The sequence below is a fragment of the Vibrio sp. R15-SG3-ISO1B genome (assembly GCF_059833835.1).
The window spans coordinates 16,065-37,416 of the sequence record NZ_JCBDGG010000030.1 but is presented as its reverse complement, the minus strand read 5'-3'; the positions used below and the strand labels follow the sequence as shown (position 1 = coordinate 37,416).

At 48.0% G+C, this 21,352-nt stretch carries 21 protein-coding genes and 1 tRNA gene; 8 read left to right on the top strand and 14 right to left on the bottom strand.

Going from position 1 to position 21,352, the window contains the following annotated elements; all coding sequences use genetic code 11:
• Positions 1-21 precede the first annotated feature (21 nt).
• The 5 genes from flgD to AC6R0S_RS08850 form a co-directional block, all read right to left on the bottom strand.
• Positions 22-732 carry a flagellar hook assembly protein FlgD gene (flgD, locus tag AC6R0S_RS08870; protein ID WP_334551193.1) on the bottom strand — a complete coding sequence of 237 codons (711 nt, stop codon included), beginning with the start codon at positions 730-732 and terminating at the stop codon, positions 22-24.
• A gap of 16 nt (positions 733-748) precedes the next feature.
• Entirely contained in the window at positions 749-1,165 is a 417-nt protein-coding gene (flgC, locus tag AC6R0S_RS08865) for a flagellar basal body rod protein FlgC (RefSeq protein WP_487903744.1), read from the bottom strand.
• Between the two features lie 3 nt (positions 1,166-1,168).
• Complete coding sequence (flgB, locus tag AC6R0S_RS08860) at positions 1,169-1,564, bottom strand: flagellar basal body rod protein FlgB (protein WP_334551195.1); 396 nt, start codon at positions 1,562-1,564, stop codon at positions 1,169-1,171.
• 283 nt (positions 1,565-1,847) lie between these two features.
• Positions 1,848-2,675: a protein-glutamate O-methyltransferase gene (locus tag AC6R0S_RS08855; protein ID WP_487903745.1), complete on the bottom strand. Its 828-nt coding sequence runs from the start codon at positions 2,673-2,675 to the stop codon at positions 1,848-1,850.
• 10 nt (positions 2,676-2,685) lie between these two features.
• Positions 2,686-3,612 carry a chemotaxis protein CheV gene (locus AC6R0S_RS08850; protein WP_334551197.1) on the bottom strand — a complete coding sequence of 309 codons (927 nt, stop codon included), beginning with the start codon at positions 3,610-3,612 and terminating at the stop codon, positions 2,686-2,688.
• Positions 3,613-3,687: 75 nt separating this feature from the next.
• Between AC6R0S_RS08850 and flgA the strand changes: the two genes are divergently transcribed.
• The 3 genes from flgA (at position 3,688) to AC6R0S_RS08835 (ending at position 5,307) form a co-directional block, all read left to right on the top strand.
• A complete protein-coding gene (gene flgA / locus AC6R0S_RS08845) occupies positions 3,688-4,446 on the top strand; it encodes a flagellar basal body P-ring formation chaperone FlgA (RefSeq protein WP_500637745.1) in 759 nt (252 codons plus the stop codon).
• Positions 4,447-4,529: 83 nt separating this feature from the next.
• Positions 4,530-4,847 (top strand): flagellar biosynthesis anti-sigma factor FlgM, encoded by a 318-nt coding sequence (gene flgM, locus AC6R0S_RS08840; RefSeq protein WP_500637744.1) that lies wholly within the window; start codon positions 4,530-4,532, stop codon positions 4,845-4,847.
• A 34-nt stretch (positions 4,848-4,881) separates the two neighbouring features.
• The gene (locus AC6R0S_RS08835; RefSeq protein WP_487903749.1) at positions 4,882-5,307 is read left to right on the top strand and encodes a flagella synthesis protein FlgN; all 426 of its coding nucleotides are present in this window, start codon (positions 4,882-4,884) and stop codon (positions 5,305-5,307) included.
• A gap of 74 nt (positions 5,308-5,381) precedes the next feature.
• Here the strand turns inward: AC6R0S_RS08835 and flgP are convergent, their stop codons facing one another.
• Positions 5,382-5,813 carry a flagellar assembly lipoprotein FlgP gene (gene flgP / locus AC6R0S_RS08830; protein WP_500637750.1) on the bottom strand — a complete coding sequence of 144 codons (432 nt, stop codon included), beginning with the start codon at positions 5,811-5,813 and terminating at the stop codon, positions 5,382-5,384.
• A 12-nt stretch (positions 5,814-5,825) separates the two neighbouring features.
• On the bottom strand, positions 5,826-6,461 hold the full coding sequence (locus AC6R0S_RS08825; protein WP_334551202.1) for a FlgO family outer membrane protein: 636 nt from the start codon (positions 6,459-6,461) through the stop codon (positions 5,826-5,828).
• A 161-nt stretch (positions 6,462-6,622) separates the two neighbouring features.
• Here AC6R0S_RS08825 and AC6R0S_RS08820 point away from each other — a divergent pair, with 161 nt between their 5' ends.
• From AC6R0S_RS08820 to AC6R0S_RS08810, 3 genes are all read left to right on the top strand, one after another.
• Positions 6,623-7,756, top strand: coding sequence for a flagellar assembly protein FlgT (locus AC6R0S_RS08820; RefSeq protein ID WP_500627885.1), 1,134 nt, complete (start codon positions 6,623-6,625; stop codon positions 7,754-7,756).
• 73 nt (positions 7,757-7,829) lie between these two features.
• Positions 7,830-7,906: transfer RNA gene (locus AC6R0S_RS08815), tRNA-Arg, on the top strand.
• A gap of 133 nt (positions 7,907-8,039) precedes the next feature.
• Positions 8,040-8,546, top strand: a complete 507-nt coding sequence (locus AC6R0S_RS08810) for a Fe3+-citrate ABC transporter substrate-binding protein (RefSeq protein ID WP_334551234.1) — start codon at positions 8,040-8,042, stop codon at positions 8,544-8,546.
• 76 nt (positions 8,547-8,622) lie between these two features.
• Here AC6R0S_RS08810 and AC6R0S_RS08805 read toward each other — a convergent pair whose 3' ends face one another.
• The 4 genes from AC6R0S_RS08805 to AC6R0S_RS08790 all read right to left on the bottom strand — a co-directional run bounded on the left by AC6R0S_RS08805 (position 8,623) and on the right by AC6R0S_RS08790 (position 13,240).
• On the bottom strand, positions 8,623-9,585 hold the full coding sequence (locus tag AC6R0S_RS08805; RefSeq protein ID WP_500637749.1) for an OmpA family protein: 963 nt from the start codon (positions 9,583-9,585) through the stop codon (positions 8,623-8,625).
• 246 nt (positions 9,586-9,831) lie between these two features.
• On the bottom strand, positions 9,832-11,259 hold the full coding sequence (gene gltX, locus AC6R0S_RS08800; protein WP_500637743.1) for a glutamate--tRNA ligase: 1,428 nt from the start codon (positions 11,257-11,259) through the stop codon (positions 9,832-9,834).
• 96 nt (positions 11,260-11,355) lie between these two features.
• Positions 11,356-12,024, bottom strand: a complete 669-nt coding sequence (locus AC6R0S_RS08795; RefSeq protein WP_500637742.1) for a DUF2057 family protein — start codon at positions 12,022-12,024, stop codon at positions 11,356-11,358.
• A 103-nt stretch (positions 12,025-12,127) separates the two neighbouring features.
• Entirely contained in the window at positions 12,128-13,240 is a 1,113-nt protein-coding gene (locus AC6R0S_RS08790; protein WP_500637741.1) for a porin, read from the bottom strand.
• A 487-nt stretch (positions 13,241-13,727) separates the two neighbouring features.
• Here AC6R0S_RS08790 and AC6R0S_RS08785 point away from each other — a divergent pair, with 487 nt between their 5' ends.
• Positions 13,728-16,469, top strand: a complete 2,742-nt coding sequence (locus AC6R0S_RS08785) for a heavy metal translocating P-type ATPase (RefSeq protein WP_500637740.1) — start codon at positions 13,728-13,730, stop codon at positions 16,467-16,469.
• Entirely contained in the window at positions 16,466-16,915 is a 450-nt protein-coding gene (locus AC6R0S_RS08780) for a DUF411 domain-containing protein (RefSeq protein WP_487903513.1), read from the top strand. Before AC6R0S_RS08785 ends, AC6R0S_RS08780 begins: the two co-directional genes overlap by 4 nt.
• A 96-nt stretch (positions 16,916-17,011) precedes the next feature.
• Here the strand turns inward: AC6R0S_RS08780 and hemH are convergent, their stop codons facing one another.
• From hemH to htpG, 3 genes are all read right to left on the bottom strand, one after another.
• Entirely contained in the window at positions 17,012-17,971 is a 960-nt protein-coding gene (gene hemH / locus AC6R0S_RS08775) for a ferrochelatase (protein WP_500626171.1), read from the bottom strand.
• Positions 17,972-18,126: 155 nt separating this feature from the next.
• Entirely contained in the window at positions 18,127-18,771 is a 645-nt protein-coding gene (gene adk / locus AC6R0S_RS08770; protein WP_334551248.1) for an adenylate kinase, read from the bottom strand.
• A gap of 418 nt (positions 18,772-19,189) precedes the next feature.
• A complete protein-coding gene (gene htpG / locus AC6R0S_RS08765; protein ID WP_500637739.1) occupies positions 19,190-21,094 on the bottom strand; it encodes a molecular chaperone HtpG in 1,905 nt (634 codons plus the stop codon).
• Between the last annotated feature and the right edge of the window lie 258 nt (positions 21,095-21,352).

Below are 21,352 nucleotides of genomic sequence, written 5' to 3'. Positions count from 1 at the left end.
GCGTCGTTTATCACTAACACGTTACGCTTTGCCAACTTCTAGTACTTCAGCAAGTCGAACTGGCGACTCGAAGCCAGCCAGATTGAGTAGTACGTTACCATCGCCTTTACCTAAGAGAACACTATTGACGTTTGCATAGGTTGATACCTCAAACTCTTTCGATTCTCCATCCAGCAAACCCGCGGCTCTCACCTTGTATTTGCCAGCCGGCAATGGATTACCGTTTTGATCCTTGCCGTCCCATTCGACTCGGTTGTCGCCCGCAGGCTTAGCACCGGCATCGAAGGTTCGAACAAGCTGGCCCATTTGGTCTTCAATACGCACCATCATATTGTCTACGGATTGCGGAAGTTTGACCATCGCAGCCATGCTGCCAGTGTCCTTCTTCACACCCGAAGCGCCTGGGACTAATACATCACGTCCTACTAATGATGAGGCTTGAAGCGCTTGGTTCGACGTCATAGAGGTATTGAGCGTTTCGAACTGAGTGTTCATTTTGCCAATCCCGTCTACCGTCGCAAATGACGCCATTTGCGCAATCATCTGGTCATTACTGACCGGCTTAAACGGATCTTGCTGAGCAAGCTGCTTAGTGAGTAGTGATAAGAAGTCTTCTTGTTTAAGATCTTGCTTACCTGTGGTCTCATTAGGCTTATTCTTGTCTTGAAGCTGTTTAAGCTGGTCGATATAGGACAAGCCGTTTTGACCAACATTATTTATGCCATCGGCCATACGTTACCTCCTATCCTTATTGACCCATCTGCAGCGTACGCAGCAGCATTTGTTTGCTTGCATCTGCCACTTGAACATTCGTTTGGTATGAACGAGAAGCAGAAATCATGTTGGCCATTTCTTCCATCACATTGACGTTAGGTTTGTAAATATACCCTTCATCATTGGCAAGTGGGTGGTCAGGGTTGTACTCCGCGGTGAGCGGTTTATCACTTTCAACGATGCCCATTACCTTCACTGGCACCATATGGTCGCGGCCATACTTTGCCTTACTTAACTCAGCACCAAATACTGCATGGCGAGCCTTATAGGTATCTTTCGCAGAGCTTGAGATACTGTCCGCGTTCGCCAAGTTGCTCGAGGTGGTATTTAGACGAACAGATTCAGCGCTCATCGCAGAACCAGTGACATTGAAAACGTTAAATAAGCTCATCTATTAATCCCCTTTGATTGCCTTGGTTAAGTTCTTGAACTTACTGCCTAGGAAGTCCAGTGACGCTTGGTGTCTAATTTGGTTTTGCATAAACAAGTTACGCTCTAAATCCACATCCACCGTGTTGCCGTCACCCGTGTCAGGTTGGGTTGGAAGACGATACATGACTTCCCCTGTCACCTGAGTAGAGGCAGGAATATGCCGACCATCCGTACGGCTAAGACTAATGCTTGCCCCCGACGTTGCCGCCTGTAATGCCTTTTGAAAGTCCATCCCTTTCGATTTATACCCAGGCGTATTGGCTTGCGCGATGTTGGTGGAAATCACCTCAGCATTACGCTCACGTACACCCACCGTATGTTGGTGGATACCTAGTGCATTGTCGAAAGAAATAGCCATGTTGACCTCTACTCAAAGAACTGACCGATACTATTAAATGATTTAGCAATTAGCGTACCAACTTTTAGGATTGCCATTATTTAGCCATTTAATCGAGTGTACGAGACACTCACGTTTTGTTTAGCAATTACCGAGCCAATTTCTGGTCAGTTAGGAACCCGTCTTTGTCGATGTCATCATTGCTACACATAGGCATTGTAGCTGCGGATAGGTATTCACAGTATGGCAGAAAAAAAATCCCAGCCACAAGGCTGGGATTTGAGTGAGAGTGAGAGTGAGAAGACTACTTGAGCTTGTAAATAATGCCTGGGTTGCAACGTACCATCTCAAAACGGTCGGTCAGCCCAGTGAGTGACTCCGATGCCCCAAGCAACAAATAACCACCGGGGTTAAGACTGTTGGCCATCTGGTTGAGCACTTTCGATTTCATATCCGGCGAAAAATAGATCAACACGTTACGACAAAATATAATGTCAAATTTACCCAGTAACGCATAGCTTTCCATTAAGTTCTGTGGTCGAAAGTTCACCAAACGCTTCACGTTGTCTTTCACTTTCATTCGGCCATCTCCGGCATCTTCAAAGAAAGTACGACGACGCTCGGGTGATAGACCTCGCCCTAGGGCAAGGTTGTCATAGATACCCGCTCGACACATATCCAACATGCTAGATGAAATATCCGTTGCCGTAATGGCCACACTCGGTAGCAAGCCTGGTTTGCGTTGCTGCGTCTCTAACACTGTCATTGCCATAGAGTAGGGTTCTTGACCCGACGAGCTAGCCGCTGACCATATTTTGATTGGGCGCTTATTCGCGGCCACTTCGGGCAGAAGCTTGTCGGCCAATACTGTAAATGGGTAACCATCACGAAACCATAAGGTTTCGTTGGTTGTCATCGCATCTACAGCGGCAACACGCAGCTCACGGTTTCTCCCAGTGACGACATCTCTCAACAGGTCAGATAAAGAGGCCAACTTAAACTTGGTCACCAACGGACTCAAGCGGCTCCGAACGAGGTACTGCTTGCTATCGCCAAGCACAATGCCACATTGCGCTTCGAGGAAACGGCTGAAATCACGATATTCTTGATCGCTTATTGTTATGGCTGTCATTCAGTTCTCTTTAGTTAGTCAGCGCAGATTTCACTGCATTACCTAGCTCATCAGGATTGAATTTCGCAATAAATGAGTTGGCGCCTACCCGCTCAACCATCGCTTGGTTAAAGACACCACTGAGTGATGAGTGAAGGATAACGTACAAATTTTTCAAATCGGCATTGCGGCGAATTTCGGCCGTTAATGTGTATCCATCCATCTCTGGCATTTCGATGTCTGAGATCACCAAGGAAATCTGGTCATAAATACTACCTTCCGCGGCCATTTCCACCAGCTTTTCGTACGCTTCTTTCCCATCTTTAACCGCAATGACCTCAAAGCCTATTGAAGTAATCGCTCTTTCTACCTGCTTACGTGCCACAGTGGAGTCGTCGGCAATGAGAATTCGGCGAACGATCTGTTTTTCTGTCTCTGCTTGGGCGATTTCCTCACCGATGGATGCATCCATGGTTTCATCAACCGGCGCGATTTCTGCAAGGATTTTCTCTACATCGAGAATTTCTACCAACTCGTTATCGATGTTGGTGACCGCGGTGAGGTAGTTTGCTTTACCTGCGCCATCTGGCGGCGGCAAGATCGCTTCCCAATGCATGTTGATGATGCGCTCTACAGAGGTAACCAAAAACGCTTGAATAGAGCGGTTGAACTCGGCAATGACAACGAAAGCTTTTTCTACATCGGTGGTCGGACGTCCACCGATGGCTAAACTTAAATCAATGACAGAAACCGTGTGGCCACGAATGTGGGCGACCCCTTTCACCAAACGGTGCAGATTTGGCATAGAAGTAAGCTTAGGACATTGGAGCACCTCTTTTACTTTAAATACGTTTATTCCATAACGCTGACGCCCCATCAGGCGGAAGGTAAGGAGTTCCAATCGGTTTTGACCGACGAGTTGCGTACGCTGATTCACAGAATCAAGAATACCGGTCATAAGCTCATCTCCATCTAAAACTTTCGTGTCAAAAAATGATAGTCTACTACAAGCTAAGAAATTCTAGGAAACAGAATGAAGAACCTAAAATCACAGTTTTGTTCAATTTCCACTAGTTGTTCTTTCACTAAGTGTAGAGCTTTATTTAAAAGAGTTTATACGTCTATCGGTGTTTTGTGTATTTTCTTTAGCTTTTCAGTCAATTCCGCTACCGAAGCTCAGATATTTGCCATACAAAATGCCGCTCAAGAGTACATATTAGCCAATGTTGAATGGCCGACAGGTGGTACTTTGGAGGCAGACGCCGCCTCCATCGATAGTCGTATTTTTGCCACAGATTGCCCCGAGCCGTTCTTGGCATCCTCTAGCTCCACCAACCCGATGGCCAGTAATATTACCGTCCAAGTCGAGTGTGAAGCGGATAACTGGCGGGTCTATGTGCCTGTTCGCCTGACGAGAACCGGTCCACAAGTCACTCTACTGAGCCCTATTTCCCGTGGGCAAATCATTGCACCGCACGACATTACAATCAGCATGGTCGATTTGCAACGCTTCAGACGGCAAGGTTTTTCCTCGCTAGATGCGGTCATAGGAGCCAAAGCAAAAAAAAACATGAACGCGGGTGACGTAGTCGAAAACCGTGATATTTGCGTGGTGTGCCGCAATGAAACCGTCACCATTCGCGCCGTACAGTCTGGTATGACCATCACCACCAAAGGCGTGGCTTTGACAGATGGATCTCATGGTGAGCAGATAAGAGTGAAAAATAGTAAATCCAACCGTATAATTGAGGGTAGAGTAACAGGCATTTCAGAAGTCACGGTTATTTTTTAACTTTGGTTGAAAAAGCACTAAAGTTATTCGCCCTGTAGTCGATAGTGACAGTACAGGTCATCCTCTAATTAAAAGGCTCAAACATGGCAGGTATTGATAACATTCGTGCAGGGCAGACGTTAACCACGTCCACTCGTAGCCCCTCGCGTAGTGAAACGAACGCAACATCCAGCACAAGTGACTCTTCGAGCAAGTCGGGTGTGGCGCAAGACTCGGTGTCCCTCAGCACACAAGGAAAAGCGGTGGGCGAGATGCATAACCAAATGGCAAGTCAACCCAGCTTTGATAAAGCAAAAGTGGCGGCAATCAAAGAAGCGATTGCAAACGGCTCTTATTCCGTGGATCCGGAAAAGCTGGCTGACAACATGATGAAATTCGAAAGAGAGCTTGGTGGTTTTTAACCACTGAATTCGGAACTGAAGAAACAATATCACCATGGCAGCGTTAAAAGGGCTTGTAGAATTCCAATTGCAAAGCGCAACCGAATTGTCGGCACTGTTAGAGCAAGAAAAAGTGGCGATAGCCAGTCGCGTCTCTAAAGATATCGAACAGGTTGCGAAAGCGAAGGTTGATCTTATCTCTAAGCTTCAACAAACCGATCAACGCATTCAGAAACACCCCGATGTTGAGACGCTGACGAGCGATCCAGAGTTGAGCCCTCTGGTCGACAAGATCCGCAGCATCATCTCTGATTGCCAGCAGGCCAATGCCGTTAACGGTGAAGCATTGCAACGTGCTCAATTGAGCTTCAATAAACTCAACAATCTCATGAAACAGTCCCAGGGCAAGCTTGGTATGACGTACACTGCCGAAGGGCAAACCAGTAACGTCACCACCCTTGGCACTAATATTAAAGCCTAAAGTTGCTAGGATGATATAAAAACGGCGCTCATAAGAGCGCCGTTTTTATATCGGAAATCAGAGAAAAAATGGGGCTAGAACAACGTTTGCTGGCGTTTTTCTGGAACTTGCTGCACTTCCCCGTAGTCTCGCAACTGATTCATTTTTTTGACATCAAGTCGAAGCTCCGTGACGTAACTGTCACCGACTTTATAACTACGGACTACTTCAGCACCACGAATGACCCCATCTACGGCTCCCGATGTCAGCTCTGTCCCTAAGCGTTGATCTTTCAAATCTGCTCTGGCACTCACTCTCAAACCATACACCTGTTCGGCGAGCTCTCGATAGGCATCGATCTTAGAGGCTCTCATCGCCCGAACTTGCTTCTCTTCTTCATTGTTGCCTTTTTGCTCACTAATGCTTGCGTAACCAACAGCCGTGAGCCAATCTTCAGGCCGCATGTTTTGAATCGGCTGACAGCCCATCATAATGAGAGCAACTATCAGTAGCATCGCTTTTTTCATCATGTCTCCCTACTAAGGTCGCAAAATAACAGTGTATGGCTGAGTCATCGTTGGATCAGAACGAATCAACACTCCATCTTGAGTCCGGATACTATTCAATGTATCCAAATCGCGACCAATTCGGTCAGCCGGTAAGAAACCCTGAGCGGTGGCGACAACAACTCTAGACTGCATCCCCACAACTCGCGCATTCACGATCACCCCCCCTTCTTGGCGAAGCATCGTGCCCGTTAACACATACTGGATATCTTGCTCCTGAGCAAGATCCTTCCAATCGCGGCTAAACGCAAAATCACCCGAATGTGTGACCTGAATCGATCCCGTAGTTTTGAAATCAACAACTTTAAAACCGCGGCGTTGAAACTGATGGATGAACCCCTCTGACACTGAATTTCCAAGCCAGTTCGTCGCATCCATGTTTTGCAAGTCGACAAAAGAGGTCACGGCGATGGGCGTTCGTGCTGATACACTCGTGTTTGAAATCATCAAGTCTTCTGTCATGCTCTCAACAAAGAAGTCAAGAGTATGACGCGGACTTTCCATCAACATAAATTGTGAACCACGGTAAGCTTCTTTACCGTTGTATATTGGGGCGTAAGCACAAGCCGTCAGCATGACGACTGGTACAAGCAATAACCATTTTTTCATTCTCTTATCTCCGATAACCCTAGGCATTCTTCGTTCCGACCGTTTTTAATTGAAAAAGTGGAACGCTCTTTGCTTTTCTAATTGTGCAATCATTTAGAATCACAATGCCTAAATCAGCTAAGATTAACTAAGCAAAAAACGAACCAAGTTGGTAATCGAACATGAAAAAAACACTTCTGACCGTTATCTCTGGCTTGTATCTTAGCCTCTTCTCCTCGATCGCGAATGCAGGCTGGTATGAGGTCACCGGCGTCGCTACCGTGGTGTCATCAGAAGAGGTGGCAAGAATACATGCGTTAGAAGATGCGCTTTATAAAGCAGTCAGCTTTTCTGGCGCTGACATCGGCAGCATTAGTAACTTGCGTCCCTTCTTGGAGACATCGCAAAAAGAGTATCAATTTACTAACAGTGAAGTGCGTTACATCTTGATTGAGGAGCAGAGAGTACGCAGTGGCACCATGTACTTACGTGCGCGTATTGACATCTATCCATCGGCAACAGGTTGCCACGTGAGTCAATACAAGAAGACCCTCTTAGTCGGCAATATCGATTTAGCTTCCCCCCAGCAAGCTGTCATGGGGCAAATCTATAGTGTCGGGGACGACTTCGCCCAAGTCATCAACCGCCAACTCGACAATGAATCGGCAAGTTTTGTATCGGTAGGCACCACAGATTTTGAAATCAACAAAGATTACCCAGAAAGATTAAAAATGATCGCGCAAGATACTGGCGCGCAGTACATCATTGGCGGCGTTATCAACGACTTGACAGCGACCATTGAACAAAAATTGCTGCAAGACGACATCATTAACCGACAGTTCTCACTCGAGATGACGGTGTACGACGGCAAAACGGGTAATGAGGTTTACCACCGCAACTATCGTGAAGTGGCAAAATGGCCGTTCCCTAAAACCAGCCAAGTGGACACTAAGAGCGCACGTTTTTGGGCGTCGACCTACGGCAGTATGATGTTGCGCGTAAGCCGAAACATCATGTTGGATCTTGAATCTGAAATCTCTTGTAAAATCACCTTACCTGAAGTGGTCGCCAAGTGGGGCAACACCATCACCATGGATCTCGGTCGTGTGCATGGCGTCGTCGAAGGCGACAAGTTGCAGCTATGGCATACAGGTTCTTTCATCGACCAACGTGGGTTACCACGCAATAAAGTCACAGAAACGGACATCACACTGACGGTATCTCGTGTGTATGAAAACGAAGCAGAGCTTACCATTGACCAACCCGAGCTACTGGGCAGCATTCAAATTGGCGATGTAATGCACAAACTGCTCTAGCGATGTTCAAAAGTAAATCAGATCATAGTGTTACCCCTTAACAACAGCATAATTTGGGGTATCATACCCCTGAGCTCCCGTGGCACAGCTGGATAGCGCGGCCCCCTCCTAAGGGGCAGGTCACAGGTTCGAATCCTGTCGGGAGCGCCAATATTCAAGAGCGAGTATCCACTCGCTCTTTTCTTTCATTGTGAGCCTCTGCGCAATTACTTTTACTCTCTATTTTCCCTTGCGGCGAATCTCTTCTAAACTAGTAATTAACAAAGTTGTAGATAACCGCACAATGACAAAAAGCAACCTCATTACCAATACAGGTCATCGTTTTATTTCAAAAGCGAAAACCGCCTACAAAATTCATATCCATACGCCGGATGATAAGGTGTTGCACCGTTCGGTTGGTTATGTTCGTATCGGTGAAAAAAAAGGCCTGCAAAAAGCGATTCGCCTGAGAAATGAGCTGGGTAGCGAAATGTGGGGCAAATTCTGGCGTCGCATCCTCAAAGACCCCTATCTGATCACGCGCCTCCCCCACTCACTGGAACCTAAAATTATTTATAAACCTCGACCAACAAAACACGATCCGGAGGCGAGAGACGAATGCTATATCGCCGCATGGAGAAACTACGATGACAATGGCCGTTTAATCTATAAAAGTGTCGTCTGTTCTATCAAAAAGCATGGTCGCTTGGGTGCCTACACCAAAACCAAAAAAGCCCTATTGGAAGCCAATAAGGATAATCTTGAAATACTTGAGTTCATGGGCCGCTTAACGAGTATCGCTCTCAAATAATCAAACTACGTTCTCAAGCCATAACGTAAAAAGCCTTGGCAGATGCCAAGGCTTTACTATCAACATAGTGATCAACTTACTCTTCGTATTCAAACTCAGGAACGTTGATTTCGACGCGACGGTTCTTTTGACGACCTTCGCTAGTCTCATTTGACGCGATAGGGCTAGATTCACCTTTGCCCTCTGCAGTGATGCGCGAAGCATCGATGCCTTCATTTTCAAGTAAGCCCGCGATCGCTTGGGCACGCTTCTCTGACAACGTCTGGTTGTACGCCGCTGAACCTGTGGAGTCCGTGTGACCTGTAATGGTAACGGTAGATTGCGGATACTGCTTCATCATGGCAACAAGTTTGTCGAGCATCGCGACACTTTCTGACTTTAGCTCAGCGCTGTTCACTTCGAAGATACCGGCATCAACCAATTGCGCAGTGAACTTCTTGGTTGCTGGCTCAGCGACCACTTCTTTCACTGGCTCTGCTGCCATCACCTCGGCGACGGGCTCTTCCGTTGTCATCGGCTGCTCACTCGCACCGAAACGGTAAACGAAATTCATCGTAGCAGAGTTCACGGCTGCACGAGCTGAGTTGTTATTTACGTCAGTCAAGCGCTGATATTCAATACGCACACCAGTGGACTTGTTCGCATTGAGCTCAACACCCACAGCCCCTAAGAATGACGCATCATTCTCACTTCCATAATCGACATAGGCACCGCCGACTTTACCGTAGAGTGAAATCACATCGGTCAGAGGTACACTGAGTTTTGGCGCAAGGGTAAACGCGCTGGCGGACTCGTCAGCAATACCATCAGCGGTGTATTTACCGAGATAGTCATAACCGGCTTCTAGGCCAAGCCAGTCCACAAATTGGTAACCTGCAAACACACCACCTGTGATAGCATCATCATCACAATCTGCGGTCATATCACACGCATCATTTAACCAAGATTTACCGACTTTACCCCCTAAGTACACATCAGCGAATGAAGGCGCTGAAGAGAAAGCGAGAGCACTTGCTACAACCACTGCTACTGTTTTTATTTTCATTTATTTTCTCCTTAATGCGCGGTCCGTTGACCACCACTTCCATTGGAAGACACCCTTTCAGAATATGTGAAGAATGACCAAATGTCTTGTCTCAAAGGTTAAAATATCGTGAAAAATTATATTGATAAGTCAGTGATTAGTTAAACAAAGAAACCCAAAACTAGTGAACACACCATAGATGTAAAAAAGCCGCAGAGATTAACCACTGCGGCTAGTGTCTTGATCTACTTAACGCGCGATTTACGCGTTCGCTTCACGCTCAGCAATAAAAGCAAGTGCCAATTCAATACGAGCGACAACGCGTTCTTTACCGATAAGCGCCATCACGGCATCCACTGATGGTGATTGACCACCGCCAGTCACAGCGACGCGCAGCGGCATACCAATTTTACCCATGCCGATCTCAAGCTCTTCACACACAGTCGCAATGATCGCTTGCTTGATGTTGTCGGTTGTCCACTCTGTCAGGGCTTTGGCTTTCTCTAGAGCAAGTTGCAGAGGTTCTTTGGCAACGCCACGAAGGTGCTTCTTCGCCGCCCCGGCTTCAAACTCCGAAAAATCTTCGTAGAAGTATCGAATTTGCTCAGCCAGTTCCACTAATGTGTGACAACGCTCGCCGACCAGTTGAATCACATCTGTGATCGCAGGGCCATTTGAGATATCAAGTTTTTGGTTATCCAAATGCCATTGAAGATGCGTTGCAACGTACGCTGGATCGGAGGTTTTGATGTAGTGGTTGTTCAACCAAAGTAACTTGTCTGTGTTAAACGCAGAAGCAGACTTAGAAATCGCCTTCAAGGAGAAATGTTCAATCATCTCTTCGCGTGAGAAGATCTCTTGGTCGCCATGAGACCACCCCAAACGCACTAGGTAGTTGTTGAGTGCATTCGGCAGATAACCTTCATCACGGTATTGCATCACAGAGACCGCACCGTGGCGTTTTGACAGCTTCGCACCGTCATCACCCAGAATCATGGCACAGTGGGCAAACGTTGGCACGGGTGCACCTAGCGCTTTGTAAATATTGATTTGACGAGGCGTGTTGTTGATGTGGTCTTCACCGCGAACAACGTGAGTGATGCCCATGTCCCAATCGTCGACAACAACCACAAAGTTGTAGGTTGGCGCGCCATCCGTACGACGGATAATCAGATCATCCAACTGATCGTTACCAATTTCGATGCGGCCGCGAATTTGGTCGTCAAACACTACGCTGCCTTCTTTCGGGTTGCGGAAACGAATCACACACGGATCACCCTCTTTTGCTGCCGCGTTGGCAGCGATAATTTTCGGGTGGTTGGCGTCGTAGCGCGGCATCTGCTTTGCTTCTTCTTGTTCTGCGCGAATTTCGTCAAGCAGCTCTTTCGGTGCGTAACATTTGTACGCTTTGTCTTCAGCCAGCAGTTTGTCGACCATTTCATTGTAACGATCAAAACGCTTGGATTGGTAGTACGGGCCCTCGTCCCACTCAAGTCCCATCCATTGCATACCTTCAAGAATCGCATCGACAGCTTCTTGTGAATTACGCTCAAGGTCGGTGTCTTCAATACGAAGTACAAATTCACCGCCTTGGCTTTTTGCGTAGAGCCAAGAATAAAGAGCAGTACGAGCGCCACCCACATGGAGGTAGCCTGTCGGGCTTGGAGCAAAACGAGTTTTAACCGTCATGTAAAATACCTTGATTGTCTGAATGACTGCGCCGCCTTCCGTTTGCGAGGAGTGTGACGCCAAAATTGCGCGTTATTTTACCACCGATATGTAAATCTACAATCCGTGGTTAATGTGTTTTACTGCCCAGGAGAGAAACTCTTGGCGTTCTGAGGCTGGAAGCGTGAGAAAATCATGTTGCAACCGCGATGTGCGTCTCGATTCCTCCTTATCCGTCAAACTCGGCGTCGCTTCTAGAACAACGTCGGATGGCGCTGGAGACGTAGCAGCTGTCGCAGTTGATTTTAATGTTGAGGTGCGTAGCTGCGCTTTACCATCACCAAGTTCGTTGTAGCTTGCTAACATTTCATCGTAATTTTTGGTCAGAGAAAAACTTTGGTCGTAGATTTCATCGGATTGATACGGCAAAGGCTGGCCATTGACGTGTAGATGGACACTCGGTGCCCGTTTATACCGCTCTACCCCTCTTTGATCGCGGATAACAAAGGGTTCTGCAATAGTCACCGCTTGATCGTGCGCCTCAAATGTGACCACTAGAGGTAAGCCATTAAACTTCTGTTTACCTCCGTTGGTGTCAATCATCCCACTGACTCGCACTAACAGTTGATTGGTGCCGTTGGGCAGTTGCCATTCACCCGGTTTAACATGAACGATGGTATCGGTTGAGTTGAGCGCTAATACCTCCACTCGCCCCTCGGTCGTCAATTGCACGCTGGCCCACAGTGACTGACAGATAAACAAACTAAGCAGCGTTAATGATCTCATCACGATCTTTCCTCTATTTTTATAATGGCAAACACATAGCAGTGGCAAAAGTACAAAAACGACAAAAGGCGGACAGAGCCCGCCTTGCCTTTCTTGCTCTAAATTAGAATACCCATTCGGTACCGATACGAATCATCAAATCGTCATCAAACGCTGCGTCGTCTTGTTGTGTTAAACGAACGAAGGTGTAGACAGAGTTAAATGAGTAACCGAATTCACCACTGATAGAGGTAGAATCCAGATCCTTATCTTTTCGGCCATCTTGCTTACCGGTTTGATCCGCGTAGCCGACACGAATATTGGCATTGCCAAAGTAGTAGTTCGCTTGAATGGAGTAAGCGTCGATTTCACGCTCTTTGTAGCCGTAGCCGCCACCATTGTTGGTCGAGTCGTAAGAGCCAGATTTGTACGCCCCCAAGAGGTTGAAGTTGTCGAGTGGACGAAGCTCAAAACCGACAAAGTACGCATCAGTGTCACCAATTGATGCTGCAATTCCTGGTTTCCATGAAGGCTGACCATTTGGATCTGGGTTGTTCGTATCCCAAATGCCAGATTCGCCACCTTCAAACGTCGTTCCTTCTGCGGTTTCAAACGCCGCATGCAGGGTCAACATATCCATTGGCGTCACAGAGATAGAACCACCAAAGAAGTTCGAATCTTCGTGATTTTCGCTACCGTTACCACCAGCTAAACTAAATTTCACCATCTCACCGATCACTGGCGAATCGTAGCGGAACATTTGGCTCTTACGGTCAAAATGGTAACGCTCACCGCTTCGCCATGCGCGGTCAAATGTGCGGCCTAAGTTCGATGCTGAGTATGGCCAGTCCACCAATTCATACATAGGTGTCAACATACGACCAAAACGCACGGAGCCCCAATCATCGCCGCGTAGGCCAACGAAGGTATCACGGTTGCCGAGCTTAGCGCCGTCATCCAGAACCCAACCCGATTCCACTTGAGCAAATGCCGTGACGCTGTCCGTCATCACTTTCGCAGCGCGAAAACCAACACGCGTTTCATTCTCTAGTGCCCAGCCTGCATCCGGCCCTGCATCATTCGATGCGCCGTAATCCACCGCTGAAATGGAGACCACACCATACACTTCAACATTGGCATCATTTGGGTCACCTAACATGTAAGCGTGTGCAGCGCCCGCAGTCAGAGTCGCCGCAGCAACCGCTGCGCTAAGAAACGTTTTTTTAAAGTGAGACATAAGATTAACCCCTATATAGTCATTTTTTGAATTTTTCTCTTGCCTCACCACCGCGCTGATGAATTCACAGTGGTGAGGACTCTTTATGGACGGGCTCATCTTGGCAAACTTTTTTCGCCTCAAAAAACAAACCAAATTATTTTTCGACTCACTTCAAATTTGTCATTGAGAGAATATCTAAATCAACGATATTTCAATGGGTTAATAAAAACCTAAAGCGATAAAAACGGCAATTTTGAGCTTTTTCTCCCTGCAAAGCGGTGAGATTGTTAACGCCGTCAAAGCCTATTTGCGTTTATTTAGCTCACTTTATATTTATAGTAAAAAAAGGGTGAACACGATCTCACTTGATGCAAGTCACTGATTTTGTTTGATACGTTGATTTCAACGAATTTGACGTCATTCGGGCTCCAATGCTTGACCTTTCCCCTGAGGGAAGGTTTATGCTTATCGAACTCACATCGAATGACAGTGAAAGGCCGTCGCTATGTACAGATTTGATATTCCATTACAAGGTTTGAGTTGCATGGGCTGCGCACGCAAAGTAGAGCGAGCGCTGATAGAGCATCATGCGCTCACCGTCCTCGACGTATCGAAAAAACACATTGAAGTCGAAAGTCACGTCCCGTATGGCGAACTGGCGAAAACGGTGGCATCTTTAGGCTATCAATCAGGAACAAGCTATGCGTTTTCACTCTCAGGGCTAAACTGTGGCCGATGCGTCGCCAAGCTGCGAACGGCGCTCGAATCCCATCCATCTATCGGTGATGTCGATATCTCCACCACCAAGCTCACCGTGACCGGTCTACTCACAGCAGACGAGATCACCGCCCTAGTGCAAGAGATGGGTTACGACGCAGTGCCGATTGAAGACTCCCCGCTCATATTGGAAGACACAGTTAGTGAAGACCCTATCAGTGAAGAGCCTATCAAGGAGAGTGGCGATGAACCGCAGAGCACCTCGCAAAGAGATAGTAATGAGCACCGCCTCTATTTCGCTATTTCAGGGATGACGTGCGCCAGTTGCGTCAGCTCAGTGGAAAAAGCCTTACTCTCCGTCGAGGGCGTGAACAGAGTCAGCGTTAACCTAGCCGAGCAAACCGCCTCAGTATCCAGCAAACGAGAAAGCGCACAGATACTGGCTGATCTTGTAGAAGCGAGCCAGAGCGCAGGTTATCAAGCCACACATATCGCCGATCCTAACACCCAGCAGGACGAGCAAGCGGCAAATTTGGCAAAGCAGCAAGCGCAGCACAAGCGTAGCGCACTGGCCGGTTTAATCGTCGGAGCGCCGCTCATGCTATGGGGTGTTCTCGGTGGCAGTATGATGATCCAAAACCGCGGCGACCAATGGGCGTGGGGCGTTGTTGGCTTGATCTGTTTTGCGCTACTGGCGAGTGCAGGAAGAGGATTTTTTGTTAACGCTATCGCGGCACTGCGCCATAAACGAGCGACCATGGACACCTTAGTCGCTCTGGGCACTGGCGCTGCCTGGCTCTTTTCGATGCTTGTGGTTGTCATGCCACAGTGGTTCCCTGTTGCCTCAAGACACGTCTACTTTGAAGCCAGTGCCATGATTATCGGCCTGATTTCGCTCGGCCACTATATTGAAGCGAAAGCGAAAGCCAAGACTACCCAATCGCTTAAAGCACTGATCAATTTGCAAAGTAACGACGCGCTGTTGGTCGACGAGCAAGGTGAACGAACCATCCCTATCGACCAGATCACCCAAGGTATGATGCTGCGCGTCATGCCTGGGGCTCAGTTCGCGGTCGATGGCGTTGTCACTGACGGGGAGTCCTATGTCGATGAGTCAATGCTTACCGGTGAGCCGATCCCAGTCTTCAAACGCAGCGGTGACACCGTACATGCCGGTACCTTGAACCAAGATGGTAGCTTGCTGTATCAAGCCACCAGCGTAGGCAGTCAAACCATGCTGGCAAAAATCATCAAATTAGTCAGAGACGCGCAAAGCAGTAAACCCCAGATTGCCAAACTGGCCGATCAGATTTCATCCGTTTTTGTGCCTATCGTCGTCGCGATTGCTCTGATTGCGGCCGCGGTCTGGTTCTTTGTTGGCCCTGAGCCCAAAGCCAGCTATATGCTGGTCACGGCGACCACAGTATTAATTATCGCCTGTCCATGTGCGCTCGGCCTTGCGACGCCACTGTCTGTGACGGTTGGGATTGGCAAAGCGGCGGAGCTAGGGATCTTAATTAAAGATGCGGATGTGTTGCAGTCGGCCAGTCGCATCGATACGGTCGTCTTTGATAAAACGGGCACCTTGACGCAAGGTAAACCTGAAGTGCAGTTTCACGCCCGCTACCATATCGATGACGAGACGCTTTTAGGTCTCAGCGCGGGTATCGAACGTCACTCGGAACACCCATTGGCAAAAGCGATCGTGCACTACGCCCAAGCATCACACATCACACCGCTGCCTATCACACACTTCACTAACCTACGCGGACAAGGGGTGACCGGACACTATCAAAAGCAATCTCTAAGTGCTGTCTCTCTCAACTATGCCAAGGCACAAGGCTGGGATCTTAGCCTCGCCGACGCAGACATTAAACGGGCGGCTGACCAGGCTTACACGCCAATCATTATTGCTTTGGATGAGCAGGTTGTCGGTGTGATGGCGATCGCCGATGGCATTAAACCTGATTCCGCGCGAACGATAACCACTTTAAAAAATATGGGGATTACCCCTGTGCTGCTGACTGGAGACAACGCCCATGTCGCCAACGCCATCGCAAAGCAGCTCGGTATTGATGACGTCATCGCCGAAGTGCTGCCAGATCAAAAAGCGCAGCATATTGAGTCACTGAAAGTGCGCGGTCAACGTGTCGCCATGGTCGGTGATGGCGTCAACGATGCACCCGCGCTCGCCTTAGCAGACATCGGTATTGCAATGGGCAGTGGCAGTGATGTGGCAATTGAAAGCGCGCAAATGACGTTACTCAACGCCTCGCCGATGGCGGTGGTGCAGGCCATCGAGCTCTCTAAAGCCACTCTCAAAAACATGAAACAGAACTTATTTGGTGCTTTCATCTATAACTCACTGGGCATTCCCGTCGCCGCTGGCGTGTTATACCCACTCTTTGGTTTCTTGCTCAGCCCCGTCATTGCTGGCGCAGCGATGGCTTTATCGTCGATTACTGTTGTCAGCAACGCCAATCGACTTCGACTTTTTAAAACCTCAACTCAGCTTGGAGATCGCTCATGAACAGATTGCTGAAAACTTCAATGTTGACCGCCCTACTCACTATAGCGCCGCAGGTACTGGCGGCCGATGTGGTCAACCATAAATCGCCGTACTGTGGCTGTTGTAGTGAGTGGACCAAACACATGGAGCAGGCAGGGTTCACCGTCAAAGAAGTACTGCATGACAACATGAACCCAATTAAAGAACAGCTCGGTATTACCTCGCAGCTTGCCTCTTGCCATACCGCAGAAATCGACGGTTATGTATTTGAAGGCCACATCCCCGCCAGTGACATTCAAGCGTTTCTCGCCAACCCTCCCAAAGGGGCAAAAGGATTAGCGGTGCCAGGCATGCCGATGGGCTCACCCGGTATGGAATATGGAGAGAAAAGCGACGCCTATTCAGTGTATGCGTTCAATGAGCAAGGGCAGGTATTTGAATACCGTCATTATGAAGCGAAAGAGTAAAAAGTGAGTCAGTCACGATCAAGGCAGCTGACACGAGATACAAAAAAGCCAGCCAAGACCATATCAGGCTCTTGGCTGGCTTAACATCGCCTCTCATCATTCTCCTTGAACTAAGGCTGCCATCATCTCGATATGCAGCTCATCATCATTGAGGCAAGGAATAAAATTAAACTGCTCTCCCCCATGCTCTTCATACAACTCTCGACACTGCTCGGAAATTTCCTCTAAGGTTTCCAAACAATCGGCAGAAAAGGCGGGGGTCATAATATCGAGCTTTTTGATGCCAGCGCTCGGTAACTGTTCAATGGTTTTGTCCGTATAGGGCTGAAGCCACTCTTCTCGACCAAAGCGCGACTGGAACGTGGTGCCAATTTGTTCACTGGTTAATCCCAGCGCCTTACCCAAAAGCTCAGTGGTTCGCAAACAGTGCTGTGGATAGATGTCACCGTTATCAGCGTAGCGTTTAGGGATGCCATGATACGAACAGAGCAAGTAATCCCCACGCCCATGTTGGCGCCAAGAGGCTTCAACACTGGCCGCCAGCGCTTTGATATACAGAGGATGATCGTGATAGTCGCGCAGCATTCGATAATTGGGTAACACGGGCATCGTTTTAAAGGCTTTCGCTAAGCCATCGTTGACCGCGCCAGTGGTGGTGCCGGAATACTGAGGGTAAAGAGGCAGCACAATGATCTCTTCGACGCCTTGTACAAGCAGTGCCTCAACGCCAGATTGCAGACTAGGATTGCCATAAGTCATGCCAAGCTCCACTGGCATCGATAAAAAATCAGCCAGACGCGCCGCTTGGCGCTTAGAGTACACCATCAACGGCGACCCGTCTTCCATCCAAACGCTTTGATATAACTTGGCGACTTTGGGCGAGCGAATGGGCAATATCACACCATGTAAAATAGGGCACCACAGCCAGCGGCTCATGTCGACGACGCGATGATCATGAAGGAACTGACTTAGAAAGCGCTTCACGGCTGGTGCGGTAGGTTCATCGGGTGTGCCCAAGTTGACCAATAGCACACCTTGTTGTTTTTTATTCTGCATAGAGTCCGCCGATCCTGTGTTGAATCCAGTCTTAATTGTCTGAAAGATACGTTGCCTAGCCGCGTTAAGTTCAAGAGAAATATAAAAAAAGCGACCTGATTAGGTCGCTTCACTATAACAAATTTCACAAAAGTGATGATAATAGGTATTGCCTATTATGCTAATGCCTTCTCGATATCAGCGCTCACTTCCGCCACTTGCTTAGTACCATCGAATTTCAAGTACTTAGTGTTACCTGCTGCCGCTTCTTTCCCGTAGTATTCGATCAGTGGCGCAGTTTGATCGTGGTAGACACCTAAGCGAGCGCGAACGGTCTCTTCTTTGTCGTCATCACGAACCACAAGGTCTTCACCCGTCACGTCATCTTTACCTTCCACTTTTGGTGGGTTGTACACAACGTGGTAAGTACGGCCTGACGCTAGGTGAGCACGACGGCCCGCCATACGCTCAACAATCACATCGTCAGCGACATCAAACTCAATCACGTAATCAACATCAACACCCATCTCTTTCAGGCCATCCGCTTGAGGGATAGTGCGAGGGAAGCCGTCTAGAAGGAAGCCTTTCTCACAGTCGTCTTGAGCGATACGCTCTTTGATAAGACCCAGGATGATTTCATCCGATACTAGTTGACCAGCATCAATCACAGCTTTCGCTTGCTTACCAAGCTCTGTCCCTGCTTTGATCGCAGCACGCAGCATGTCACCAGTAGAGATTTGTGGAATACCGTACTTCTCCATGATGAATTGAGCCTGTGTGCCTTTACCTGCACCTGGAGCACCTAGAAGAATGATGCGCATGTTAAATCCTCTTAAGATAATAATGGTTTATACCGAAGCTCACAGCGGCTTGCCACTTGGAGCCAGATCATCGGTAAGTTTCGGTATAACGGTTGTCATAATCAGCCGTTGCGTCTTGCAAGGCACAATGGACAACGTCCTCATACAAACACGGTTTACAATAGATACTGTCATAATAAACAGTAAAACAGGCGTGCACATTACACGCCTGTTTGATCGGTTTCAAGTTGGCATTCTATCATACAATTTAGGCGCAACGCGCCTATTACGACTAAAGAATGCTTAAACACTCACATTCGCCTGCAACATCATGAGTTTTTATGCATTTTGAGTGCAAGGTTCTCACAACTTCCTGCAGATTCGAACCAATAGACGTAAAAAGCCCGTAAGATACGGGCTTTTGCACGACGTTATGCCATTATCCTTTAGTCAAAAGGGTATTGATGGCGCCAAGGAACTGAGACGGGTCCGCCATCGAACCACGCTCTGCCAGCATGGCTTGACCAAGCAGTACCTCGACCCAACGGCCAAAGGCTTCCTCATCGGCCTCATCCGCCATACGCTTAACCAGCGCGTGCTCTGGGTTAAGTTCAAAGATGTACTTCACTTCTGGCGCGGCTTGACCTGCGGCTTCCAGCAGTTTGGCCATCTGTGTCCCCATTTCGAAATCATCGGTAACAACGACCGCTGGCGTCGATGCGAGTTTAAAGGTGGTGCGAACCTCTTTCACGCGATCGCCTAAGTAAGCCTTAGTGCGCTCGACAACCGACTTAAACTCTTCCTCGGTCTCTTTTTGTTTCTCTTTCTCCGCTTCGTCTTCGAACTGGCTAAGATCGAGACCCGCTTTCGTAATGGACTGGAACTGCTTACCATCGAACTCAGTTAAGTAGTTCATCAGCCACTCGTCGATGCGGTCATACATCAAGATAACTTCAATGCCCTTGGCCTTAAACTGCTCAAGGTGAGGGCTGTTTTTTGCCGCCGCGTAGCTGTCTGCGGTGAGGTAGTAAATCTTATCTTGGCCCTCTTTCATACGCTCAACGTAAGAAGCGAGGTCAACCGTTTGCTCTGCCGAGTCCACTTCCGTAGACGCAAAACGCAGCAAACCGGCTACTTTCTCTTTGTTCGCCATGTCCTCAGCTGGGCCCTCTTTGAGCACCAAGCCAAACTCTTTCCAGAATGACTGATATTTCTCGCTGTCATTCTTAGCCATGCGTTCAAGCATGGTCAAAACACGTTTGGTACACGCATTACGTAGGGATTGGGTCACCTTGTTGTCTTGAAGAATTTCACGTGACACATTGAGTGGTAAATCGTTGGAATCGATCAAGCCGCGTACAAAGCGCAGGTATGACGGCATGAACTGCTCTGCATCATCCATGATAAACACACGCTGCACATACAGCTTAAGACCCGATTTGTGGTCACGGTTCATCATATCCCATGGTGCTTTTGATGGAATGTAAAGCAAACTGGTGTAGTCGTTTTTACCTTCCACTCGGTTGTGGCTCCATACTAGCGGATCGGCAAAATCGTGCGATACGTGCTTGTAAAACTCTTGGTACTCTTCCTCTGAGATGTCCGACTTATTGCGAGTCCATAGTGCTTGCGCTTTGTTGATCTGCTCCCACTTCTTCTCGTCGGTCTCTTTGCCTTCGTCATCACGAACGGCCGTTTGGATTGAGACTGGAATACCGATGTGATCGGAGTATTTGCTGATCACATCACGCAAACGCCATTCGTTTAGGAACTCTTTACCCTCTTCACGCATATGAAGAATGATATCGGTACCACGCTGTTCTTTGACGATGTCTTCGATGGTGTACTCACCTTCACCTGCTGAGTGCCATTGCACCGCCTGTTCGGCAGCCAGGCCAGCTGCGCGAGTGCGTACCGTCACGGCATCTGCGACGATAAAGGCGGAGTAGAAACCCACACCAAATTGACCGATTAATTGCGAATCTTTGCTTTGCTCTTCCGACAGCTTAGAGAAAAACTCTGCAGTGCCCGATTTGGCAATGGTACCTAGGTGTTCAATCACGTCATCACGACTCATACCGATGCCGTTATCGGAAATGGTCAGCGTGTTTGCCTCTTGATCAAAAGAGAGCTTTACACCCAATTCGGCGTCACCTTGATATAAACCGGGATTGGACAAGGCTTGGAAACGCAGTTTATCCGATGCGTCTGAAGCATTAGAAATTAACTCACGAAGAAAGATCTCTTTGTTTGAGTAGAGAGAATGGATCATCAGGTGAAGCAGTTGTTTGACTTCAGACTGAAAACCACGAGTTTCTTTGTTATTCGTTGCTGTTTCGCTCATGATAACTCCACATTTGGTGCTTTTTATTCCAAGGCCACCTGCCTGTTCGCAGGAATATTGGCGCTAAATCTGACAGTTAAGATGAGGGTGGAGGGTGTAAATTCAAGGTCAAAAAACATAAAAACAGTGTTTTTTTGGTTTTATTTTGATTATTCTTGCACATCTAAAAATGAATAAATCATAAAGAGACGCCAAGATTTGCACTGTTTTGTTCAATCAGCACTGCTTGGTGGCGAATGGATGCGTATTACGTTACTT